This window comes from Neisseria sp. P0006.S009 (genome assembly GCF_051962915.1).
GTDB classification, from domain to species: domain Bacteria; phylum Pseudomonadota; class Gammaproteobacteria; order Burkholderiales; family Neisseriaceae; genus Neisseria; species Neisseria subflava_E.
Genome location: NZ_JBQCUV010000003.1, coordinates 283,026 through 301,780 on the forward strand (window position 1 = coordinate 283,026; position 18,755 = coordinate 301,780).

The 18,755-nt window shown below is 47.4% G+C and carries 23 protein-coding genes; 15 read left to right on the top strand and 8 right to left on the bottom strand.

Annotated features, from left to right (window positions below; translation table 11 throughout):
* Nucleotides 1-16: 16 nt before the first annotated feature.
* Together ACTHTK_RS07480 and ACTHTK_RS07485 are read right to left on the bottom strand one after the other, a co-directional pair.
* On the bottom strand, nt 17-1,849 hold the full coding sequence (locus tag ACTHTK_RS07480) for a PglL family O-oligosaccharyltransferase (protein ID WP_107724131.1): 1,833 nt from the start codon (nt 1,847-1,849) through the stop codon (nt 17-19).
* Complete coding sequence (locus ACTHTK_RS07485) at nt 1,846-2,202, bottom strand: DUF2069 domain-containing protein (protein ID WP_070632531.1); 357 nt, start codon at nt 2,200-2,202, stop codon at nt 1,846-1,848. The genes ACTHTK_RS07480 and ACTHTK_RS07485 overlap by 4 nt, the downstream gene beginning before the upstream one ends.
* Nucleotides 2,203-2,420: 218 nt before the next feature.
* Here ACTHTK_RS07485 and hisC point away from each other — a divergent pair, with 218 nt between their 5' ends.
* The 14 genes from hisC (at nt 2,421) to ACTHTK_RS07555 (ending at nt 12,908) form a co-directional block, all read left to right on the top strand.
* A complete protein-coding gene (gene hisC / locus ACTHTK_RS07490; protein WP_107724132.1) occupies nt 2,421-3,506 on the top strand; it encodes a histidinol-phosphate transaminase in 1,086 nt (361 codons plus the stop codon).
* A 19-nt stretch (nt 3,507-3,525) separates the two neighbouring features.
* The gene (gene hisB, locus ACTHTK_RS07495) at nt 3,526-4,482 is read left to right on the top strand and encodes an imidazoleglycerol-phosphate dehydratase HisB (RefSeq protein ID WP_107724133.1); all 957 of its coding nucleotides are present in this window, start codon (nt 3,526-3,528) and stop codon (nt 4,480-4,482) included.
* A 168-nt stretch (nt 4,483-4,650) separates the two neighbouring features.
* The gene (hisH, locus tag ACTHTK_RS07500) at nt 4,651-5,295 is read left to right on the top strand and encodes an imidazole glycerol phosphate synthase subunit HisH (RefSeq protein ID WP_107724134.1); all 645 of its coding nucleotides are present in this window, start codon (nt 4,651-4,653) and stop codon (nt 5,293-5,295) included.
* 73 nt (nt 5,296-5,368) lie between these two features.
* Entirely contained in the window at nt 5,369-6,106 is a 738-nt protein-coding gene (gene hisA, locus ACTHTK_RS07505; protein WP_107724135.1) for a 1-(5-phosphoribosyl)-5-[(5-phosphoribosylamino)methylideneamino]imidazole-4-carboxamide isomerase, read from the top strand.
* Between the two features lie 164 nt (nt 6,107-6,270).
* Nucleotides 6,271-6,588 (top strand): hypothetical protein, encoded by a 318-nt coding sequence (locus ACTHTK_RS07510; RefSeq protein WP_049331168.1) that lies wholly within the window; start codon nt 6,271-6,273, stop codon nt 6,586-6,588.
* A gap of 40 nt (nt 6,589-6,628) precedes the next feature.
* Nucleotides 6,629-7,396, top strand: coding sequence for an imidazole glycerol phosphate synthase subunit HisF (hisF, locus tag ACTHTK_RS07515; RefSeq protein WP_003748652.1), 768 nt, complete (start codon nt 6,629-6,631; stop codon nt 7,394-7,396).
* Nucleotides 7,397-7,440: 44 nt separating this feature from the next.
* Nucleotides 7,441-7,848: a phosphoribosyl-AMP cyclohydrolase gene (gene hisI / locus ACTHTK_RS07520; protein WP_070646206.1), complete on the top strand. Its 408-nt coding sequence runs from the start codon at nt 7,441-7,443 to the stop codon at nt 7,846-7,848.
* Nucleotides 7,849-7,880: 32 nt separating this feature from the next.
* Nucleotides 7,881-8,204 (top strand): phosphoribosyl-ATP diphosphatase, encoded by a 324-nt coding sequence (locus ACTHTK_RS07525; protein ID WP_003679440.1) that lies wholly within the window; start codon nt 7,881-7,883, stop codon nt 8,202-8,204.
* Between the two features lie 118 nt (nt 8,205-8,322).
* A complete protein-coding gene (locus ACTHTK_RS07530) occupies nt 8,323-8,646 on the top strand; it encodes a histidine triad nucleotide-binding protein (protein WP_049329536.1) in 324 nt (107 codons plus the stop codon).
* A gap of 41 nt (nt 8,647-8,687) precedes the next feature.
* A complete protein-coding gene (gene tatA, locus ACTHTK_RS07535; protein WP_003679438.1) occupies nt 8,688-8,891 on the top strand; it encodes a Sec-independent protein translocase subunit TatA in 204 nt (67 codons plus the stop codon).
* Nucleotides 8,892-8,894: 3 nt separating this feature from the next.
* The gene (tatB, locus tag ACTHTK_RS07540) at nt 8,895-9,563 is read left to right on the top strand and encodes a Sec-independent protein translocase protein TatB (protein ID WP_107724136.1); all 669 of its coding nucleotides are present in this window, start codon (nt 8,895-8,897) and stop codon (nt 9,561-9,563) included.
* 15 nt (nt 9,564-9,578) lie between these two features.
* Complete coding sequence (gene tatC / locus ACTHTK_RS07545) at nt 9,579-10,355, top strand: twin-arginine translocase subunit TatC (RefSeq protein ID WP_440378556.1); 777 nt, start codon at nt 9,579-9,581, stop codon at nt 10,353-10,355.
* Between the two features lie 557 nt (nt 10,356-10,912).
* Entirely contained in the window at nt 10,913-12,298 is a 1,386-nt protein-coding gene (locus tag ACTHTK_RS07550) for a GntP family permease (RefSeq protein ID WP_036493179.1), read from the top strand.
* 91 nt (nt 12,299-12,389) lie between these two features.
* Nucleotides 12,390-12,908: a gluconokinase, GntK/IdnK-type gene (locus ACTHTK_RS07555; RefSeq protein WP_440378557.1), complete on the top strand. Its 519-nt coding sequence runs from the start codon at nt 12,390-12,392 to the stop codon at nt 12,906-12,908.
* A gap of 60 nt (nt 12,909-12,968) precedes the next feature.
* Here ACTHTK_RS07555 and dtd read toward each other — a convergent pair whose 3' ends face one another.
* The 6 genes from dtd to ACTHTK_RS07585 all read right to left on the bottom strand — a co-directional run bounded on the left by dtd (nt 12,969) and on the right by ACTHTK_RS07585 (nt 16,353).
* Entirely contained in the window at nt 12,969-13,430 is a 462-nt protein-coding gene (gene dtd, locus ACTHTK_RS07560) for a D-aminoacyl-tRNA deacylase (protein WP_254345169.1), read from the bottom strand.
* Between the two features lie 97 nt (nt 13,431-13,527).
* Nucleotides 13,528-14,292, bottom strand: coding sequence for a peptidyl-prolyl cis-trans isomerase (locus tag ACTHTK_RS07565; protein ID WP_440378558.1), 765 nt, complete (start codon nt 14,290-14,292; stop codon nt 13,528-13,530).
* A gap of 44 nt (nt 14,293-14,336) precedes the next feature.
* Nucleotides 14,337-15,209, bottom strand: coding sequence for a peptidylprolyl isomerase (locus ACTHTK_RS07570; RefSeq protein WP_440378559.1), 873 nt, complete (start codon nt 15,207-15,209; stop codon nt 14,337-14,339).
* 51 nt (nt 15,210-15,260) lie between these two features.
* Entirely contained in the window at nt 15,261-15,533 is a 273-nt protein-coding gene (locus tag ACTHTK_RS07575) for a BolA family protein (protein WP_063069205.1), read from the bottom strand.
* Nucleotides 15,530-15,820 carry a YciI family protein gene (locus tag ACTHTK_RS07580; RefSeq protein ID WP_063069206.1) on the bottom strand — a complete coding sequence of 97 codons (291 nt, stop codon included), beginning with the start codon at nt 15,818-15,820 and terminating at the stop codon, nt 15,530-15,532. The genes ACTHTK_RS07575 and ACTHTK_RS07580 overlap by 4 nt, the downstream gene beginning before the upstream one ends.
* Entirely contained in the window at nt 15,820-16,353 is a 534-nt protein-coding gene (locus tag ACTHTK_RS07585) for a septation protein A (RefSeq protein ID WP_107724141.1), read from the bottom strand. Before ACTHTK_RS07585 ends, ACTHTK_RS07580 begins: the two co-directional genes overlap by 1 nt.
* Before the next feature lie 353 nt (nt 16,354-16,706).
* Between ACTHTK_RS07585 and ACTHTK_RS07590 the strand changes: the two genes are divergently transcribed.
* On the top strand, nt 16,707-18,692 hold the full coding sequence (locus ACTHTK_RS07590) for a FimV/HubP family polar landmark protein (protein WP_107724142.1): 1,986 nt from the start codon (nt 16,707-16,709) through the stop codon (nt 18,690-18,692).
* The last annotated feature ends 63 nt before the right edge of the window (nt 18,693-18,755 follow it).

Below are 18,755 nucleotides of genomic sequence, written 5' to 3' on the forward strand. Positions count from 1 at the left end.
ATTGGGCGTGTTTTGTTCAGGGTTTGTCGCATGATTGGGCGGTTTGGTGTTTCGGTGCGTTGATGAAATCTTTGCAATCGGACAAAAGTTTGGGCAGCAAGGGAGCGAATGCCGGGTGACTGCGTATTTTGTCAGCGTAGAAATACATCATATAAGGATAATAATATTGCATTGCCTGCATCCATTGCGCACCTTCTTCTTTTTTGCCTTGTCGGTAGAGGTAAAGGCCGACTTGGTAGGCGCTGGAGTAGGGGCGGTAGGTCAGGGCTTTGAGTGCGGCTTCTTCCGCCCACGGACGGATGTAGGCATCGGTCGGGTCGGCACGTTTGCTCAAGCTCAAATCGGCGTAATAGGCAAGCATGGGGCTTTCTTTGGAAAGTCGTTGCAAGCCGTCGATTTTGTTTTGAACCGTTTGCTGATCATCGGTTTTCCCTACACGGCTATATTGGGTCAGATTTTGATATTCCCAGCTGAGGTTTGCCATGCCGATTAAAATCGATAAAGCAGCTATACCGCCTGCCCATTGTCTGATTCGGGTAGATACAGGGCCGTCTGAAACATCTTTCGGATAAGAGGGTGTCAACGACAGAATCAGGCTAAATACGGTGAGGAAGTAGATATACCAAAGTGGATATTCAAGCATGCTGTGGCAAAGGCTGACGGCGGCGGCAGTCAGTAAAAACAGCGAGGCCGGTGTTTGGTTACGGCCCAATAGTCGCCACACGGCTGCAAGCAGGGTTAAGGCTGCAAGCAAGGTGCCGGCAATGCCCATTTCGGACAATAACTGCATGACGATATTGTGCGAATGGGTAAACAGTACGCCGAGGATATTGTTGGGGAAGTATTGTTGTTGTGCATTAATCAGGAAGGTTTGCTGGGCAAAGCTGTTCCAGCCATGACCGAACCAAGGTGCGGATTGAAAGGCAATCCATGCCTTGCTCCATTCGATTTGGCGCATGGAGCCTTCAAAACCGCTGGTGCCTGCGCGTTCTACAGCGGTTTCGTATTTGATGTTGCCAAACAAATCCAACAGGCTGCCCATGCCGAATTGGAAAACAGCGGCCAGGATTGCAGTCAGAAGGAAAATGCACAGTGCGCGTTTGTGTTGGAAACGGGTACGCCAAAACCATAACGGCGTAATCAGGAAGAGGGCGGCAATATAGCCTAAGATAGTGCGCGAGTTGACAAGGCCAAGGGTTGCAGTCAAAGCCAATACGAACAGAAAACCTGCTGTATTGGACATTTTGCGTGCCGTCCATAAATAGGATGCCGTCAAAATGCCCCACATTAAATAATGTCCCAAATGGTTGCGCTGGCCGAGTTGGCCGTTTACGGTGCCGTTGCTTCGGGCAATGATGCCGTTCAACCACTCTACGTTGGACCAGCCTTTAAATTGCAGCCAGACGATGGCGGCCTGTATGGTTGCCCCTATCAATAAAGACCAAGCGAAGATGCTGACGACGCGTTCTTGTCCGTAGGCCGTTACCCAGCCGCGAACCGACCATGCGCCCAGTGCCAAAATGACAAAGGTCCAAGCAGTAATATCGCTCATGCCGGGGTAGGTCGAATACATGAAGCGCGCTTGGAGCGACCAAAATGCAGCCATGGCAAACAAGCCGATACTGAGTGCGGGAAGGCGGATATTCAGCAGGCCTTTGTGTGCGCTAATCAATGTCAGGACCAATGAGCCGCTCAGTGAGATGGCTTCCAAATAAAAACTGGGCAGTGGGCCGACTCGGTAGAGTGAGAGAAAAGGGACGGCGCAAATCCAAAGAAAACTGAGCCATAAAGGCCAAAAGGTTTTCACTGAAGATTCAGTCAGGCCGTCTGAAAGTGTGTGGTAGGTCATTTTGATGTGTGTTTTTGTTGTTTGATAAATGCAAGGCAGCCGAGGAAAAAGGCAATGCACAATAATACGGAAACGGCGGCGCAAATCCGGCTGGCGACGGTTGTGTCAGCCAGGCGCATACAGGCTTCGGCAAAGTAAATCAGAATCAGCATGGAGCTGTATTGATAAGTGTAGATGCGTTTTTTCAAAATACCGGTCAACGGCAGGCACAGCGGCAGGGCTTTCAGTGCCAGCCATGAGCCGCCTTCGCGCAATGGTGCGATCCATAATTCCCATGACAAGGAAAGCAGAATCAGCAGGATAAGGCTTATGGACGTTGCAAGATAAGGTAATGGGGAGCGTGTATTGTTCACAATATTGAGGACGTAAAGCCGTACTGGAAAACTTAAAATTATACCGCTAAAAAGGCGGTGGAAGCCAAGAATATTGCTTAAAGATGCTGAAGAAAGGATTTATTGTTTTTTCTTCAAACGAATGAAACTTTATCTTGTTTTATAGTCTTATTAATATATATATCTAATAAAGATTGTGCTACTATTATAAATACTTTATCTGAGGAGGATAGAAAACCATGAATCGCGTTGCTGATGTTATCCGTGATGATATTAAAGTAATGACAGCCTATCAGGTTGCCGATTTGCCGGAAGGTTTTATTAAGTTGGACGCCATGGAGTGTCCGCATCATCCTTTCGTCAGGTATGAATCTTTATTGTCAGAATGGGCGGACTTGGCAAGGCAGGCACCGATTCATTTGTATCCCCATACTGCCAAGAGCGGTATTTATGAGGAATTGAGGGAAGTTTTCGGTATTCCCGATAAAGCGGAAATCGCATTGGGCAACGGCTCCGACGAGCTTATCCAGTTTTTGACCATGCTGGTTGCCAAACCAAATGCGCGTGTATTGGGTATTGAGCCAAGTTTCGTTATGTATCGTCATAATGCCGCGCTTTATGGCATGGAATATGTCGGTATTCCCTTAAATCCGGATTTCTCTTTAAATCTTCCTGCCGTTTTGTCCGCCATCGAGCAACATCGGCCGTCATTAATTTTTATTGCTTATCCCAATAATCCTACCGGCGTGTGCTTTAAGCGAGAAGAAGTAGAGGCGGTCATTCGTGCCGCTACCGGCATTGTGGTTGTCGATGAGGCATATGGCGCATTCCATCATGACAGCTTCCTTCCGTGGGCGGGTGAAGTCGAAAACCTGGTTGTAATGCGCACCATCAGTAAAATCGGCTTTGCAGGCTTGCGGATGGGATATGCAGCGGCAAGTCCGAGTATTATTGGAGAGCTGGCCAAAATCCTTCCGCCTTACAATATGAATCAATTAAGCTTGGCGGCGGCAAAATTCTCATTGAAACATCATCAAATCATTCGGCAAAACATTGATACATTAAAAAACGAGCGTTCGCGCGTGATGGATGAATTGTTGAAATTAAACCGTTTGGAAGTTTTTCCGAGCGAAGCCAACTTTATTACCGTTCGCGTTCCTGATGCGAACGAGCTGTTTGAAACATTGAAGCAAAACCGCATACTGATTAAAAAACTGCATGGCAGCCATCCGCTTTTGGATCAGTGTGTCCGCATAACCATAGGCTCGGCAGCGCAAAATGATGCTGTCTTGGCCGTTATTAGAAACCTTTACCCCAATCTTTGATTCCAAGGAAACTACCATTATGAACAAAGCTCAACTGCATTTGACCAATTTTCTGTTACTGGTTGAAGAAGCCGGCTCATTGACCAAACTCGCACGCGCGTGTGGTTATGAAAACTCCGCCTCTTTGTCTCAGCTCAAACGCCGTTTGGAACAACAAGCAGGCGATGAGTCTGCGCGCGGCATCCGTCCGAGCCTGGCTGCGAAGTTGGAATCCGGTATGCACAAACGCAAAGGCTGGCTGAACCGGGATCACAGCAAAGACCAAGAAAAAGCAGCAGCGATTGAAGCGGCGCGTTTGGAAAAACAAACTGTCGAAGCAGCCGAAGCTGGTGTTTCAACCGAAGGCCGTTTTGTTACCGTGACCCGCAATACCTGCGAAACCCAAATTACCGTCAGCCTCAATCTTGACGGTACCGGCAAATATCGCTTGGATACCGGCGTTCCTTTCCTTGAGCATATGCTTGCCCAAGTAGCGCGCCATGGTTTGATTGACTTGGATATTACCTGCAAAGGCGATTTGCACATTGACGACCATCACACGGTTGAAGACATCGGTATCGTGGTGGGTCAGGCTCTGAAACAAGCGCTTGGCAATAAAGCCGGCATTACCCGTTACGGTCATGCCTATGTTCCGCTGGATGAAGCGTTGAGCCGTGTGGTTATCGACCTTTCCGGTCGTCCTGGTTTGGTGTACAACATCGACTTTACCCGCGCCCTGATCGGCCGTTTTGATGTCGATTTGTTTGAAGAATTTTTCCACGGCCTTGTGAACCACAGCATGATGACCTTGCATATCGATAACTTGAGCGGCCGTAATGCACATCATCAAGCCGAGACCGTTTTCAAAGCCTTCGGCCGCGCATTGCGCATGGCGGTCGAATACGATCCGCGCATGATTGGTCAAACGCCTTCTACCAAAGGCACGCTGAGCGAAGAATCTGTTCAAGAAGAAGCAAAAGACACATCTGAAGAATAAGGCATCGTGTGAATGAATAAAGGCCGTCTGAAACCGATCGGGATTTCAGACGGCCTTTATTATTCATCTTGTATGGTGGCAATATTTTGTTTTAAACCATCTTTTGCTACAATCATTCTTATTATTATATTAATCATTAAATGTTTTCAGACGGCCTGAGGAGAAGCAATGAAAGTAGCGATTGTCGATTATGGAATGGGAAACCTACACTCAGTATTGAAATCTGTTCAGGCGGCGCAGGTTTTGTCCAATCAAAATGCCGAAATTTATCTGACTTCGCGGCCCGAAGAAGTGATGGCGGCGGATAAGGTTATCTTTCCGGGGCAGGGCGCCATGCCGGATTGTATGTCGGCGCTGAAGGCCAGCGGTTTGGGCGAGGCTGTTTCAGACGGCCTGAAAAATAAGCCGTTTTTTGGAATTTGCGTAGGTGCGCAATTATTGTTTGAACACAGCGAAGAAGGCGATACAGATGGTTTGGGCTGGTTTGAAGGGCAAGTCAAACGGTTTTTGCTCAATCAAACCGATGAGCAAGGAGGCCGTCTGAAAGTGCCGCATATGGGGTGGAATACAGTGCGCCAAATCCGTCCGCACCCTTTATTTCAAGACATTGGGCAGAACGAGTATTTTTATTTTGTTCACAGCTATTATTTTGCACCGAAAAATGAAGAGATTGTTTTAGGCGTCAGCGAATATCCGAATGAATTTGCCTGCATTGTCGGTAAGGACAATGTGTTTGCCACACAGTTCCACACGGAGAAAAGCCATCAGGCAGGATTGCTGCTGCTGCGTAATTTTTTAAATTGGCAGATTTGAGGTTTTTAACATAAATCTGCTAAAAATCGCTAATTTGTGTAAAATATACTGAAATTGAATAGAGGAGAAAAAAATGCTGTTGATACCTGCCATTGATTTGAAAGAAGGACGCTGTGTTCGTTTAAAACAAGGCTTGATGGAGCAGGCGACGGTATTTTCCGATTCGCCGGCAGAGATGGCTTCGCATTGGCGCAATCAAGGCGCACGCCGTTTGCATTTGGTTGATTTAAACGGCGCATTTGCAGGCGTTCCTCAAAATTTTCCGGCGATTAAAGAGATTTTGGCCGCCGTGGCTAAAGATATTCCGGTACAGCTTGGCGGCGGTATCCGTGATTTGGGAACCATTGAAAAATATTTGGATTTGGGGCTGACCGATGTGATTATCGGTACGGCCGCGGTAAAAAATCCTGAATTTGTGCGCGAAGCATGTAAGGCATTTCCGGGTCAGATTATCGTCGGCTTGGATGCCAAAGACGGTATGGTGGCGATAGACGGTTGGGCAACGGTAACGGAGCATCATGTCGTCGATTTGGCCAAGCGTTTTGAAGACGATGGTGTCAACAGCATTATTTATACCGATATCGGCCGCGACGGCATGATGAGCGGCGTGAATATCGAGGCTACCGTTAAATTGGCTCAATCAGTGAATATTCCGATTATCGCTTCCGGCGGCTTGACGAATTTGGATGATATCCGCGCATTGTGTGCCGTTGAAAAAGAGGGTGTGAGCGGTGCGATTACCGGCCGCGCAATTTATGAGGGAAGTATTGATTTCGCACAGGCACAAAAACTGGCCGATTCTTTGGCTTAAGTGTGTCGGATTATGCGGATAAGACCTTTCAGGCCATTAAAACGCAGCGGCTGACGCAGCACACAAAAATGCACTCAAAGGGATTGCCTGTATAGGTTATGGGTTTATATCTATTTGAAATAATCATAAAAATAACCTAATCGATATTTTATTAAGGGATTAATATGCTTGAAGCGTTTGTTTTGGGTTTTTGGATTATCTGGTCATCCGACCGCGAAGTGTATCCGCTAAGCGAAAGTTTGTGGTTTACACTGATTGCTGTGATATTGCGGCAGCTGACGGCGTTTGATTTGCCGATTATCGATACCTATTGGATGATTTTCAATGGGATAGTGTGGGCATTTGCCGGTTTGATTTTTTCCATCGTCGGCCGTATCGACAGCAATTTCATTATTTCCTGTGTTTTGGCGATGATAGCCGGCATTGGTTATTTTCAGCTGTTGCAACATTTGCCGGATTGGTTGAGCAAATTTTTGGCCTGACGGTTTCAGACGGCCTGATAACGGATAAGAGGTATTGGGTATGGCATTGGCAAAACGAATTATTCCTTGTCTGGATGTAAAAGACGGTCGCGTGGTAAAAGGTGTCAACTTTTTGGGTCTGCGCGATGCGGGCAATCCGGTTGATGTTGCCAAACGCTACAACGATGAAGGCGCGGATGAGTTGACCTTTTTGGACATCACTGCTTCCAGCGATAATCGCGACACTATTTTGCACGTTATTGAGGCAGTCGCATCACAAGTTTTTATTCCATTAACCGTCGGCGGTGGCGTGCGCACGGTTGCCGATATCCGTCGTCTGCTTAATGCCGGTGCCGATAAGGCCAGCATCAATACGGCCGCTGTAACCAATCCTGATTTGGTAAATGAAGCGGCCGGTTTTTTTGGTTCGCAAGCAATTGTCGTTGCCGTGGATGCCAAAGCGGTCAACCCTGAAAACACCCGTTGGGAAATCTTTACCCACGGCGGACGTAATCCGACCGGTTTGGACGCGGTGGAATGGGCTGTCGAAATGCAGCGGCGCGGTGCGGGCGAGATTTTGCTGACCAGTATGGACCGGGACGGTACCAAGCAAGGTTTCAACCTGCCTCTGACTCGCGCGGTCAGCGAAGCGGTCGATATTCCGGTCATTGCTTCCGGCGGTGTCGGTTCGGTCCAGCATTTGGTGGACGGCATTAAAGAAGGAAAAGCAGATGCGGTATTGGCCGCCAGTATTTTCCACTTTGGCGAAGCGAGTATCCGCGAAGCGAAACTGGCCATGCGTGAAGCAGGAATTGAAGTGCGTTTGTGATTGCTACCCAAAGGCCGTCTGAAAAATATGGGAGAAAGACGCACATGTCGAATATAAACGAAACGTTGCTGAATGCCGTAAAATTTGATGAGAAAGGTTTGGTTTGCGCGATTGCCCAAGATTGGCAGACACGCCGTGTGCTGATGGTTGCCTGGATGAACGCCGAAGCCCTGCAAAAAACCGTAGAAACCGGTTTTGCCCACTATTACAGCCGTTCCCGCCAAAAACAATGGATGAAGGGCGAAGAGTCCGGACATACGCAAAAAGTACACGAATTGCGCCTGGATTGCGATGGCGACGCAGTGGTCATGCTGATTGAACAAAACGGTGGCATTGCCTGTCATACTGGGCGCGAAAGCTGTTTTTACAAAGTTTGGCAAGAGGGCGCATGGCAGGCAGTCGATGCCGTGTTGAAAGACGAAGAGGCGATTTACGGACATAAACATCCTTAAGGCCGTCTGAAAGAAAATAAGAGAAACCGACCATGACCGATACTATCCTTACCCAAATTCAAAACGTCATCGATTCGCGCAAAGGCGGCGATCCCGATGCTTCTTATGTCGCCCAACTGCTACACAAAGGCGAAGACAAGATTTTGAAAAAAGTCATCGAGGAAGCGGGTGAAACCTTGATGGCCTCTAAAGATGGCGGTGGCGAACATTTGGTTTACGAAGTGGCGGATTTATGGTTTCATACCATGGTTTTATTGGCGCATCACGGATTGCGCGCCGAAGATGTAGTAAACGAGCTTGCGCGCCGTCAAGGTTTGTCGGGATTAGTGGAAAAAGCTTCTCGCAAAGAATCTTGAATTTATATTACAATCCCGTATTTGACCTGTTTCAGAATCCGTCTCTTGGGGCAAAAACGATTTCACTTTTTGGGTTGAAACCCGTTACGCCCGTTTTCAGACGGCCATTGGAGCCATTATGGATAATTGTATTTTCTGCAAAATCGCAACCAAAGATATTCCGGCACAAACCGTTTACGAAGACGATGAGATGCTTTGTTTCAAAGATATCCGTCCTGCCGCGCCGGTGCATCTGCTGCTGATTCCGAAAGTGCACTTCGATTCACTGGCACACGCAACTGCCGAACATCAAACCCTGTTGGGCAAAATGATGTTGAAAGTTCCTCAAATCGCCCATGAGGCAGGTTTGACCGACGGTTTCAAAACCCTGATCAACACAGGCAAAGGCGGCGGACAAGAAGTCTTCCACCTGCATATCCATATCATGGGTACGCCCGCATAATTATTATCTCTTTTTAAATTAAACAAATTCAAGGATTTATCATGGGTAGCTTCTCTCTTTGGCACTGGATTATCGTACTGATTATCGTCGTTTTGGTATTCGGTACCAAAAAATTGCGCAACGTCGGCAAAGACCTCGGCGGTGCAGTGCATGACTTCAAACAAGGCCTGAACGAAGGTACAGACGGTAAAGATGCCAAAAAAGACGAAGTCATCGAACACAAAAAAGACGAAGACAAAGCATAATCCATGTTTGATTTCGGTTTGGGCGAATTGCTGCTGGTCGGCGTTGTCGCCCTAATAGTGCTGGGTCCAGAACGTCTGCCGCAAGCCGCGCGCACGGCCGGGCGTTTGGTCGGCAAATTGCAAGGCTTCGTCAACAACGTCAAGCAGGAGCTCAATACTCAGGCTGAGTTGGACGAATTGCGCAAGGTGAAGCAGGAATTTGAAGCCGCCGCTTCGGAGTTTCGCGACGGTATCAAAGACTTAGGCGATGATGCACAAAAAAATCTGAATGATATTTCAGATGGCCTCAAGCCTTGGGAGCGCCTGCCCGAACAAAAAACGCCAGCTGATTTTGGCGTGGACGAGTTCGGTAATCCTCTGCCTGATTTGGCTTCAAGCAGCACTGAAAATGAAAGTGCGGCCCAAGTTCCTGAAGAGGGTGGAGCAGCGCAAACTCAAGAGCCTGTCGGGGCTGAAAATGCCGAGTCCGAGCAAGACCGCGCTTGGCGTGAGTATTTGACGGCTTCAGTTTCACCTGCTCCTGCTCCTGCGGTTGAAGTCAGCTATATCGAATCTCCTGTTGCCGATGTTCCTCCGCTGCATACGACTTCTTTGCGTAAGCAGGCGATGAGCCGCAAACGCGATATGCGCCCGAAATTCTACGCCAAGCCCAAACTGCGCGTCCGTAAGTAAAAAGTGAGTCAACCGGTGTCCGAACCTCAACACGAACAACCCGTCCAACCGCTTATCGAGCATCTTCTCGAGCTGCGTCGCCGCATGATGTGGATCGTCATCGGTATCGTCGTCTGCTTTTTGGGCATGATGCCGTTTGCCCAGCAGCTCTATACCTTTGTTGCCGAGCCATTAATGGCCAATCTGCCTAAAGATACCAGCATGATTGCAACTGATGTGATTGCGCCGTTTTTTGTGCCGGTCAAGGTTACCCTGATGGCGGCATTTCTGCTGTCGTTGCCGCACACGCTGTATCAAGTCTGGGCATTTGTCGCTCCTGCCTTATACCAAAACGAAAAGCGTTTGATTACGCCGCTGGTGTTGTCCAGCGTAACGCTTTTCTTCGTTGGTATGGCGTTTGCCTATTTTCTGGTGTTTCCCGTTATTTTCAAATTCTTGGCCGGTGTAACCCCTGTCGGCGTCAATATGGCGACCGATATCGACAAATACCTGTCCTTTATTTTGGGCATGTTTGTCGCATTTGGTATGACGTTTGAAGTGCCCGTTGTTGTGGTGTTGCTTGCAAAAATGGGCATTGTTTCGACCGCTCAGCTTAAGAACGCCCGTCCGTATGTTATAGTGGGTGCGTTTATCGTGGCCGCAATCATCACGCCGCCTGACGTAATTTCCCAAACCCTGCTTGCCGTTCCGCTGATTCTGCTCTACGAAGCTGGTATTTGGTTCAGCCGTTTTGCCAAAGCGAAAACGCAGCAGGAAGATGAGGATACACCGCAACCACCGGCAGAAGTTTAAGAATCAAGGCCGTCTGAAGAATTTTTCAGACGGCCTTTGTATCATGGCACTTTCAGTTTTTAAGAAAAAGCATGATGAATGTTCGGGGAATCGTAAAACATTACTGTCCAGATTCTTTTGATTCGGCTAAAATTTTTGACCGAGGATTTTGCCGAAATCGAAGCAGTAATGCGTAACAGTCCCTCATGCCTCAATGGGCTGGATTTTAATACCAAACTGCCGGAATTACGTTTGGGAAATGGGGTGATTTTTACCAAGGCATAAGCCGAAAATACTTGATTTTAGGTAATTGAAAAAATATTCGTTTCTATTTTATCGAGAAGAATGATGTCAGGCCGTCTAAAAATTAACTACGTTTCAGACGGCCTTTTTGTCACCCTTGTTTTTCGTTGTAATCCTTATTTATCAAGCATCTTACAAAAAGGGTTTTGAAAAAGAGAAGTTTATATTTTGACTAAATCCAGCCGTATGAATCCATAGTGAAATGTGTTATCTTATCTACGTGTGTTAAGAAACATTAATAAGTTTGTATTTTTCTTACAGAAAAAGGCTTCAAAATGGATGGTTGGACTCAAACGCTGAGTGCCGGTACTTTGCTCGGTATTGCGGCGGCGGCAATTTTGCTGATTTTGATTTTAATTGTGAAACTGCGTGTTCATGCTTTGCTGACGTTGGTATTGGTCAGCCTGCTGACTGCTATCGTAACAGGCCTGCCTATGGGCAGTATCGTCAATGATGTGTTGGTCAAAAACTTCGGCGGTACGCTCGGCAGCGTGGCGTTGCTGGTCGGTTTGGGCGCAATGCTCGGCCGTTTGGTGGAAACTTCCGGCGGTGCCCAATCTTTGGCGGATGCGCTGATTCGGATTTTTGGTGAAAAACGTGCGCCGTTTGCCTTAGGCGTGGCTTCTTTGATTTTCGGTTTTCCGATTTTCTTTGATGCCGGTTTGGTGGTGATGTTGCCGATTGTGTTTGCAACGGCACGCCGCATGAAGCAAACTGTTTTGCCCTATGCGTTGGCATCTATTGGCGCATTTTCCGTCATGCACGTCTTCCTGCCGCCTCATCCCGGCCCGATTGCCGCTTCTGAGTTTTATGGCGCAAATATTGGTCAACTGCTGATTTTGGGTTTGCCGGTTACCTTGATTACTTGGTATTTCAGCGGCTATTTATTGGGTAAAGTTTTGGGTCGCAGTATTCATGTGCCTGTTCCTGATCTGATCAGTGGTGGTACACAAGATAACGACCAACCGAAAGCGCCTGCAAAAGCATCCACCGTCGTCGGCATTATGCTGATTCCTATGTTGTTGATTTTCTTGAATACTGGTTTGTCTACTCTGATCAGCGAGAAAATGGTCAGTGCGGATGAAGGCTGGGTGCAGTTTGCCCGAATGCTCGGTTCGACACCGATTGCTTTGCTGATTTCTGTTTTGGTAGCCCTGTATGTATTGGGCAGTAAACGTGGCGAAAAAGCCAGCGCTTTGGAGAAAACCATTGATGGCGCATTGGGCCCGGTTTGCTCGGTCATTTTGATTACCGGTGCAGGCGGTATGTTTGGCGGCGTGTTGCGTGCTTCCGGTATCGGTAAGGCTTTGGCCGACAGTATGGCTGACTTGGGTATTCCTGTTTTACTGGGCTGTTTCTTGGTGGCTTTGGCTTTGCGTATTGCACAAGGTTCTGCGACCGTTGCATTGACTACCGCTGCCGCATTAATGGCACCGGCCGTTGCGGCGGCAGGTTTCAGCGATTGGCAGATTACTTGCGTGGTATTGGCGACGGCAGCGGGTTCCGTCGGTTGCAGCCACTTTAACGACTCAGGCTTCTGGCTTGTCGGCCGTCTGTTGGATATGGATGTGCCGACGACCTTGAAGACATGGACGGTCAACCAAACACTTATCGCACTCATCGGTTTTGCTTTATCGTCAGTGTTGTTTATCTTGGTTTAATCGAAAACGGCCGGCGGATAGTGTTTTTGAGATAACATAATCCGCCTGTTTTCAAATACCGTTAAAATCCAGATAAACAAGGAGTAGAAAAATGACGACACATTTTGTCATGATGGGCGTGTGCGGTTGCGGTAAAACCACGGCCGCACTCTCATTGCAAAAATATCTTGATCAATGTCCCTATGCCGAAGGCGATGATTTCCATACCCAAGCCAACCGCGACAAAATGGGTGCCGGTATTCCGCTGACGGATGAAGACCGCTATCCTTGGCTGGGCAATTTGCGTGACTGGATGACGGAGCAGGCAAAAAACGGGGAGAAATATTCCATCGTTACTTGTTCTGCACTCAAGCATCACTATCGCGATATTCTGCGTGGTGCGGAAGGAAAGGTGGCTTTTATCCATCTGACTCCGCCTCAAGCAATCAATCTCGAACGTATGCTGTCGCGTCAGGGGCATTATATGAAAGCCGGAATGCTGGATTCACAGCTGGAGATTTTGGAAGAGCTGGGTGCGGATGAGTACGGCGTTAAAATCGACAATCCGGGTACACCTGAAGCCGTTGAGGCAGATATTGTGAACTGGGTGAAAGCGCAAGGCTTGATTTAGTAATGAACAGAAATGAAAAGGCCGTCTGAAATATTTCAGACGGCCTTTTTTTGATGAAATTTAGAATGTTTTTTGCGAATCAAGCAATAAGGTAACCGGCCCGTCATTGCAAAGAGAAACCTGCATATGGGTTTGGAATCTGCCGGTTTCGACAGTCAGTCCATGTTCGCGCAAAAGTTGCGCGGTATATTGATAGAGTTTATCCGCTTGTTCGGCAGGGGCAGCATTGGAGAAGGACGGACGGCGGCCGCTGCGCGCATCGGCGTAAAGGGTAAATTGGGAAACCAATAATATCGAGCCGCCTACATCTTTGAGCGATAAATTTAATTTGCCGTTTTCGTCTTCAAAGATACGCAGGTTGGCGGTTTTGTCCGCAATGTATTTGGCGTCTGTTTCCGTGTCGGCGTGGGTAACGCCGAGCAATATCATAAATCCGTTGTCGATTTTTCCGCAGGTTTCGCGGGAGTTTTCGGACAAAACGTCAACTTTGGCTTGGGTAACTTTTTGAATAACGGCGCGCATGATGTTTTTGAATAAAAAAGTTTGTAAAAAAGGGCGTAAAAGACACGCCCTTTGGGTTGGAGTATGGTTTCAGACGGCCTGAAACCATTGAATCAATTTACGGATTAATGCCGTTTTCTTTTAAGATGCGTTCGATCTGATTATTAACTTTTTGCCGTTTGACAGCTTGGGCAATCTGGTTGCGTACCAGCTCGAAAGGTTCGGCATTCGGATCATGCTCTACTGCACTGAGTTTGAACAGATAAAAACGGTTTTCCATCTGAATCGGCTCATGCGTTACGTCGCCCCGGGTCATGTCGGCAAAAGCAACGGCCAGTTGGTGAGGGAGTTGTTGCGGAGAAATGAAGCCGTCAAATTCTTGCTCTGGGTTAGGATAGCGCTTCATCAGCTCTTCGAATGACAAGCCTTTGAGCAGCAGTTCTTGCGCGGCGCGTACTTCGTCGGCTGAGGCAAAGCTGACTTGTTGCAGCTTGATAATGCGTGTTTGCTGGTCGTAGAAACGGCGCAACTCGGCATCGTCAACTGCGGTTTGACGTTCTAGATAAGCAGCGTATTGGTTGGCATAGAACTCAGCTTCAACGTTTTTGAATTGATTCTGTACTTCCGGATCTTTGTCTAAACCAGCTTTGAAGGCTTCATTTTTCAATATTTCCAAAGTCTGCAAGCGTGTAACCACATCTTTGCGGATTGCCTGACCATCGGGTTTGGCAGTCTGGCTGGGATGCTGGTCGGCCTGTCTCAATACTTCGGCAACCATGCTGTCGATGCGGGCAGGATCGATTTCAGGTGCTTTGGCGGTTGCCAAGCCGATCGTTGACAGGGCGAGGATAGCCAAAACGGCAGTTTTGGGCTTGATGTTCATGTGGATTCCTTATTGCCCGCCGCTATCACGGCGGGCACGTTATATTATTTGTTGACTTTGATGCTGGCTTTTTTCAGTAATGATTGAATGGCCGCATCAACACGGGCTGCCTGTAAGTCGCTGCCAATCTGGTTTTTAGCGGCTTCGTAAGAAGGTACGGTAACGTTGCGACGGTCATTGACGTAGAAAACGGTGTACAGATTACCGTTTTGCAGCGGCGTTGTAGTGTGTGCACCTTTTTTCAGGTCTTTGACAGCAGCGTAAAGTGGAGGTGCTGATTCTTGCAAATCTTTGAGCGGAACATAAGCTTTAGGGATGCCGCCGGCTTTTTTGGCTGCTTCATCAATTGAATATTGGTTCAATACCGAAGCAAAGCTTTTTTTTGCGTCCAAATCGGCAATGGCTTTTTGGGCATTGCTGTTGCTGTCGGTTACGATTTCGCCCAGTTGGACTTCTTGGGTGCCTTTATAGAAGTTGCTGAAATCATTGTAAGCGGCTTTGACATCTTTTTCTTGAACAGGAAATTGGCGGATGATATGTGCCGCGAAAGCTTGGCCTAACAAATCATTTTCAAAAGCCGCCCATTCGGTTTTGAATGTGGGCTTTTTATCCGCTCCTTGCTTGGCGGCATCGGCACGTGCTTGCTCCAGTGCCGCTTTGAATTCAGCGCTTTGATCCAACTTTAATTTTTTGGCTTCTTGGGTAACAACAGTGCTGATAACTTGACGTTCAGTCAACATTTGACGCAATTCAGGCGTATCTTGAATGTTAGGATTGCCGGCGCGTACGGAAGCCACTTGGTCGTCAATCACGCTGCTGTCGATGGCCTGGCCGTTGACGGTAACCAAAGTTTGGGCAAACAGAGTGCCGGAAGTCAGAGCGAGCATCAAGGCTGAAGCAAAGTAGGTTTTTTTCATCGTATTTCTCTTCTAAATTAATGATTGGAAATCAAAGTTTGGGCGGTAATCTTAATGGAAGTATTCGTCCGGCGTGGCCGCTTTGATACTGAGTGCATGAATCAGGCCGTCTGAAAACAAGTCTTGCAAAAGCTGCTTAATCATACGTTGCCGCTGGAGGCGGCCAATGTTTTCAAATACGTTGCTGACCACCACTATAGCGTAATGCCCACCGCCTTTATTGCCGACATGGCCGGCGTGCAGATGGCTTTCATCTTCAAAATCGAAGAACTCAGGCTCAAGCGCCTGCAGGCGTTCTTCAATCATTTGACGCATATTGCTCATTTGAACACGGCTTTAAAGGGTTTGATCAAGACTTCGGCGTATACGCCGGCATCGACGTAAGGGTCTTGTTCGGCCCATTCTTGTGCGGCGTCTAAAGACTCAAATTGAGCCACAATCAGGCTGCCGGAGACGCGTTCCGGATTATCCGGCAGGGGATTGGGGCCGGCAGTCAGCAGACGGCCTTGCGCTTTCAATTCTTCTAAGCGTGCCAAATGAGCAGGGCGGGCTCCCATGCGTGCTTCGTGGACATCTTCGGCATCAGTGGCCAAAAGCATGAAATATTCCATTATTGATCCTCCTTAGGCTGGAAACGCATCAGATACATACCCTGTGCGATAGAAAAAATGATTGTAAAACCCAATGTGCCGAACAGTTTGTAATTGACCCATTGGTCTGGAAAATACGTAAAGACAAAGAGGTTGGCCGCACCCATAAAAATTAGGAAGCCAATCCATGCGTAAGTCAGGCGTGTCCATACAAAATCAGGGAGCTGCATTTCTTTGCCCATGACGGCTTTAAGCCCGTTTTTACCGGCAAGATGGCTGAACAGCATGACGATCGCGCCGATCCAAAACAGAACGGTCGGTTTCCACATGATGAAGCGGTTGTCTTTCAGTAAAATCGTTGCACCGCCAAAAAAGACAATCAAAATCAGGCTGACCCATTGCATGGTGTCCAGTTTGCGGTGTTTCCAAAAGGTCAGCGCAGCTTGGGCAATGCCGACGATAACCGCAACAGTGGTTGCGGCAATCATGTCTTTGGTGATGATGTATGTAATGAAAAATAAGAATACGGCGAATAAGTCGCTCAAAACCTTCATATGTTAATGATGAAACTAATTGAGTAAATGCTAATCATACAGGGAGATGTGTTTTTTTGCACCTTTCCCTATGACTTTAATACCACATATATTCATATGAAATATTTGTTTTGGGTTGGCGAAATTTGTAAAAAAGAAACACAAGCATGCAAAAGTAATAGATTTGCTAAGGAATTTTAGGCTGAATAGCCTCTATTGCTTGGCAGGAATGGGTTAAAAATATATCATGACGTAATATCTAGTAAATATATGGTTAAATGCGCGCACATTGGTCAGTACCATAATTTCCGAACAGGGGATCAGTTTTGAAAAAACATCACAATATTAAATTAATTACAGCTTCTATCGCTTTAATGACATCGCTCAGTGCCTCTGCAGGTTTGGGCGGCTTGAATGTTCAATCTCATTTGGGTGAGCCTTTTACAGGCAGTATCACTGTGACTGGCGAGGAAGCTCAGGCTCTGCTTAATGGCGGCAAGGCCACTATTTCAAATGGCAATTTGCGCGCGGCGGTACGCAAATCAGGCGATAAAGCAGTCGTTACCATTCGTTCCTATAAAGCCATCAAAGATCCTGTTTTGGTTTTCCAAGTAGGTGTTGGCGCGCAATCGCGTGAATACACCGCTATTATCGATCCGGCCGGATATGATTCTAAAGATGCTGCATCTGTTCGTACCCGTCCGGCCACTGAATCTCAATCCTCCGAGCTGACACGCAATGCCCAACAGCCGGCCACTAAAAACAATAAAGCAGCAGGTAATCAGGCAACTCAAGCGCGTAAGGATGTGCAGCGTAAGGCTGAGAAAAAACAAGTTCAGACGGCCCCTGCTAAAAACGACACGGCTGCACGTTCAGGCAGGCAGCATTTGGTACGTACGGGTGAAACCCTGATTGCCATTGCGTCCAGTATCCGTCCGCAAGGTATGACCTTGGATCAAACCATCCAGGCTTTGGTAAATGCCAACCCGGATGTGTTTATCGATAATAATGCCAACCGTATGTTGGCAGGTAAGGTACTGAATATTCCAAACCGTAGCGAATTGCAACGCTTGGTTGCTTCTGCTCCTGTTAAAACCAATACTGCGACAGAAAAAGCCAATGAAACCGCCAATGCAACAGAAGCTAAAATAGAAAAACCTGTTGTTCAGCCTGAGGCTCAAACTGAAGCTCAGGTCAAAGATGCTGGCGTAAATACACAGCAACAGGAAGAAGTGAAACAAGCTTCAGCTGAACAAACAGAACAAGCAGCATCTGCGGCGGTTAATGAAAATGCCGCATCGACTGTTCCTACGTCCGATATTCAAGAAGCTATGGCTTCTGATGCTCAAGAGAACGTAGTGGCTTCTGAGCCTGTTGCAACCACTGGTTCTGTCGCAGAGCAAACAGAAAGCGAATCAGACGGCAATTTATGGAAATGGTTATTGGCAGGCGGTGCAGCCCTTATTGCTGCTTGGTTGTTGTTGAAAGCTGCCGGTAAACGTAAAGACGAGCCGGAAGCGGCACCTGTAAGCCGTAAGGATGAAGAGAAGGCTGTACAGAAAAATGTTGCCGCTTCAACTGCTGCGGTTGCTGCAACTAAAGTAACGCCGTCTGAAAAAACTCAAGACGGTCTGTTTATCGAAGACGATTTTGAAGATGATGTGGTTATCAATGAGGTAGAAGAATCTTCCAATATTGATGATGTCAAACTTGATTTGGGTAAGATTGACAATAGTCAGGCAGGTATTCTTTCAGGTGCAGTAACGCATGATGTTGAGACAGAGCAACGACGTCATGCTGATTGGGACAATATCGAATCAACGGAAAGCGTGTACGAGCCTGAACCAGAAAATCCGTATCAGCCAGTATCTGTTGTTATGCCTGAACGTAAAGAAGAGCAGGCAAATACATTTGCTGAGTTTGATTTGGCGGCAGAGAAAAAGGTCTCCGAGTTAAGAAATGAAGAGCCACTTGAGTTTACGGTAGAAACCCCTGAAGCTTCAGGCGGCCATGCGTTGCCATTTGATGTCAAGCAAGATCAAGACTTGCAAATTCAAGAAACCAAAGAAGAAGCAGAGAAAGAAGCAGCTGCTTCCGAGTTTGTGATTGAAGAAGGTGCATTGGAATGGGAAGCTGAAGATGTTTCAGTAGCCGCTGATCAAAGCAATAGTGAAAGAGGCTTTGTTTCAGAATCAGTCGGCATGACTGCACCGTTTGAAGCCAAATATGATTTGGCTAAGATGTATATCGAAATCGGTGATCCTGAAGCGGCTCGAGAAACATTGCAAGGGCTGATTGAGGAGGCTGAAGGCGATATTCTGCATAAAGCCCAAAAACTGATGAAAGAACTTGGCGCGTAAGTGCCAGTCAAATGTAGATGCCGTTTCAGACGGCATCTTTTTTATGGTAAATTAAAAAGCAAG

Coding starts and splice junctions, on each gene's coding strand:
- hisH (WP_107724134.1), top strand. CDS start 4,651: ATGAAAGTAGCGATTGTCGATTATGGAATGGGAAACCTACACTCAGTA.
- ACTHTK_RS07480 (WP_107724131.1), bottom strand. CDS start 1,849: ATGACCTACCACACACTTTCAGACGGCCTGACTGAATCTTCAGTGAAA.
- ACTHTK_RS07570 (WP_440378559.1), bottom strand. CDS start 15,209: ATGAAAAAAACCTACTTTGCTTCAGCCTTGATGCTCGCTCTGACTTCC.
- ACTHTK_RS07530 (WP_049329536.1), top strand. CDS start 8,323: ATGGATAATTGTATTTTCTGCAAAATCGCAACCAAAGATATTCCGGCA.
- ACTHTK_RS07565 (WP_440378558.1), bottom strand. CDS start 14,292: ATGAACATCAAGCCCAAAACTGCCGTTTTGGCTATCCTCGCCCTGTCA.
- ACTHTK_RS07510 (WP_049331168.1), top strand. CDS start 6,271: ATGCTTGAAGCGTTTGTTTTGGGTTTTTGGATTATCTGGTCATCCGAC.
- ACTHTK_RS07580 (WP_063069206.1), bottom strand. CDS start 15,820: ATGGAATATTTCATGCTTTTGGCCACTGATGCCGAAGATGTCCACGAA.
- ACTHTK_RS07585 (WP_107724141.1), bottom strand. CDS start 16,353: ATGAAGGTTTTGAGCGACTTATTCGCCGTATTCTTATTTTTCATTACA.
- hisF (WP_003748652.1), top strand. CDS start 6,629: ATGGCATTGGCAAAACGAATTATTCCTTGTCTGGATGTAAAAGACGGT.
- hisB (WP_107724133.1), top strand. CDS start 3,526: ATGAACAAAGCTCAACTGCATTTGACCAATTTTCTGTTACTGGTTGAA.
- ACTHTK_RS07555 (WP_440378557.1), top strand. CDS start 12,390: ATGACGACACATTTTGTCATGATGGGCGTGTGCGGTTGCGGTAAAACC.
- hisA (WP_107724135.1), top strand. CDS start 5,369: ATGCTGTTGATACCTGCCATTGATTTGAAAGAAGGACGCTGTGTTCGT.
- ACTHTK_RS07550 (WP_036493179.1), top strand. CDS start 10,913: ATGGATGGTTGGACTCAAACGCTGAGTGCCGGTACTTTGCTCGGTATT.
- dtd (WP_254345169.1), bottom strand. CDS start 13,430: ATGCGCGCCGTTATTCAAAAAGTTACCCAAGCCAAAGTTGACGTTTTG.
- ACTHTK_RS07575 (WP_063069205.1), bottom strand. CDS start 15,533: ATGAGCAATATGCGTCAAATGATTGAAGAACGCCTGCAGGCGCTTGAG.
- ACTHTK_RS07590 (WP_107724142.1), top strand. CDS start 16,707: ATGACATCGCTCAGTGCCTCTGCAGGTTTGGGCGGCTTGAATGTTCAA.
- ACTHTK_RS07525 (WP_003679440.1), top strand. CDS start 7,881: ATGACCGATACTATCCTTACCCAAATTCAAAACGTCATCGATTCGCGC.
- hisC (WP_107724132.1), top strand. CDS start 2,421: ATGAATCGCGTTGCTGATGTTATCCGTGATGATATTAAAGTAATGACA.
- tatA (WP_003679438.1), top strand. CDS start 8,688: ATGGGTAGCTTCTCTCTTTGGCACTGGATTATCGTACTGATTATCGTC.
- tatB (WP_107724136.1), top strand. CDS start 8,895: ATGTTTGATTTCGGTTTGGGCGAATTGCTGCTGGTCGGCGTTGTCGCC.
- hisI (WP_070646206.1), top strand. CDS start 7,441: ATGTCGAATATAAACGAAACGTTGCTGAATGCCGTAAAATTTGATGAG.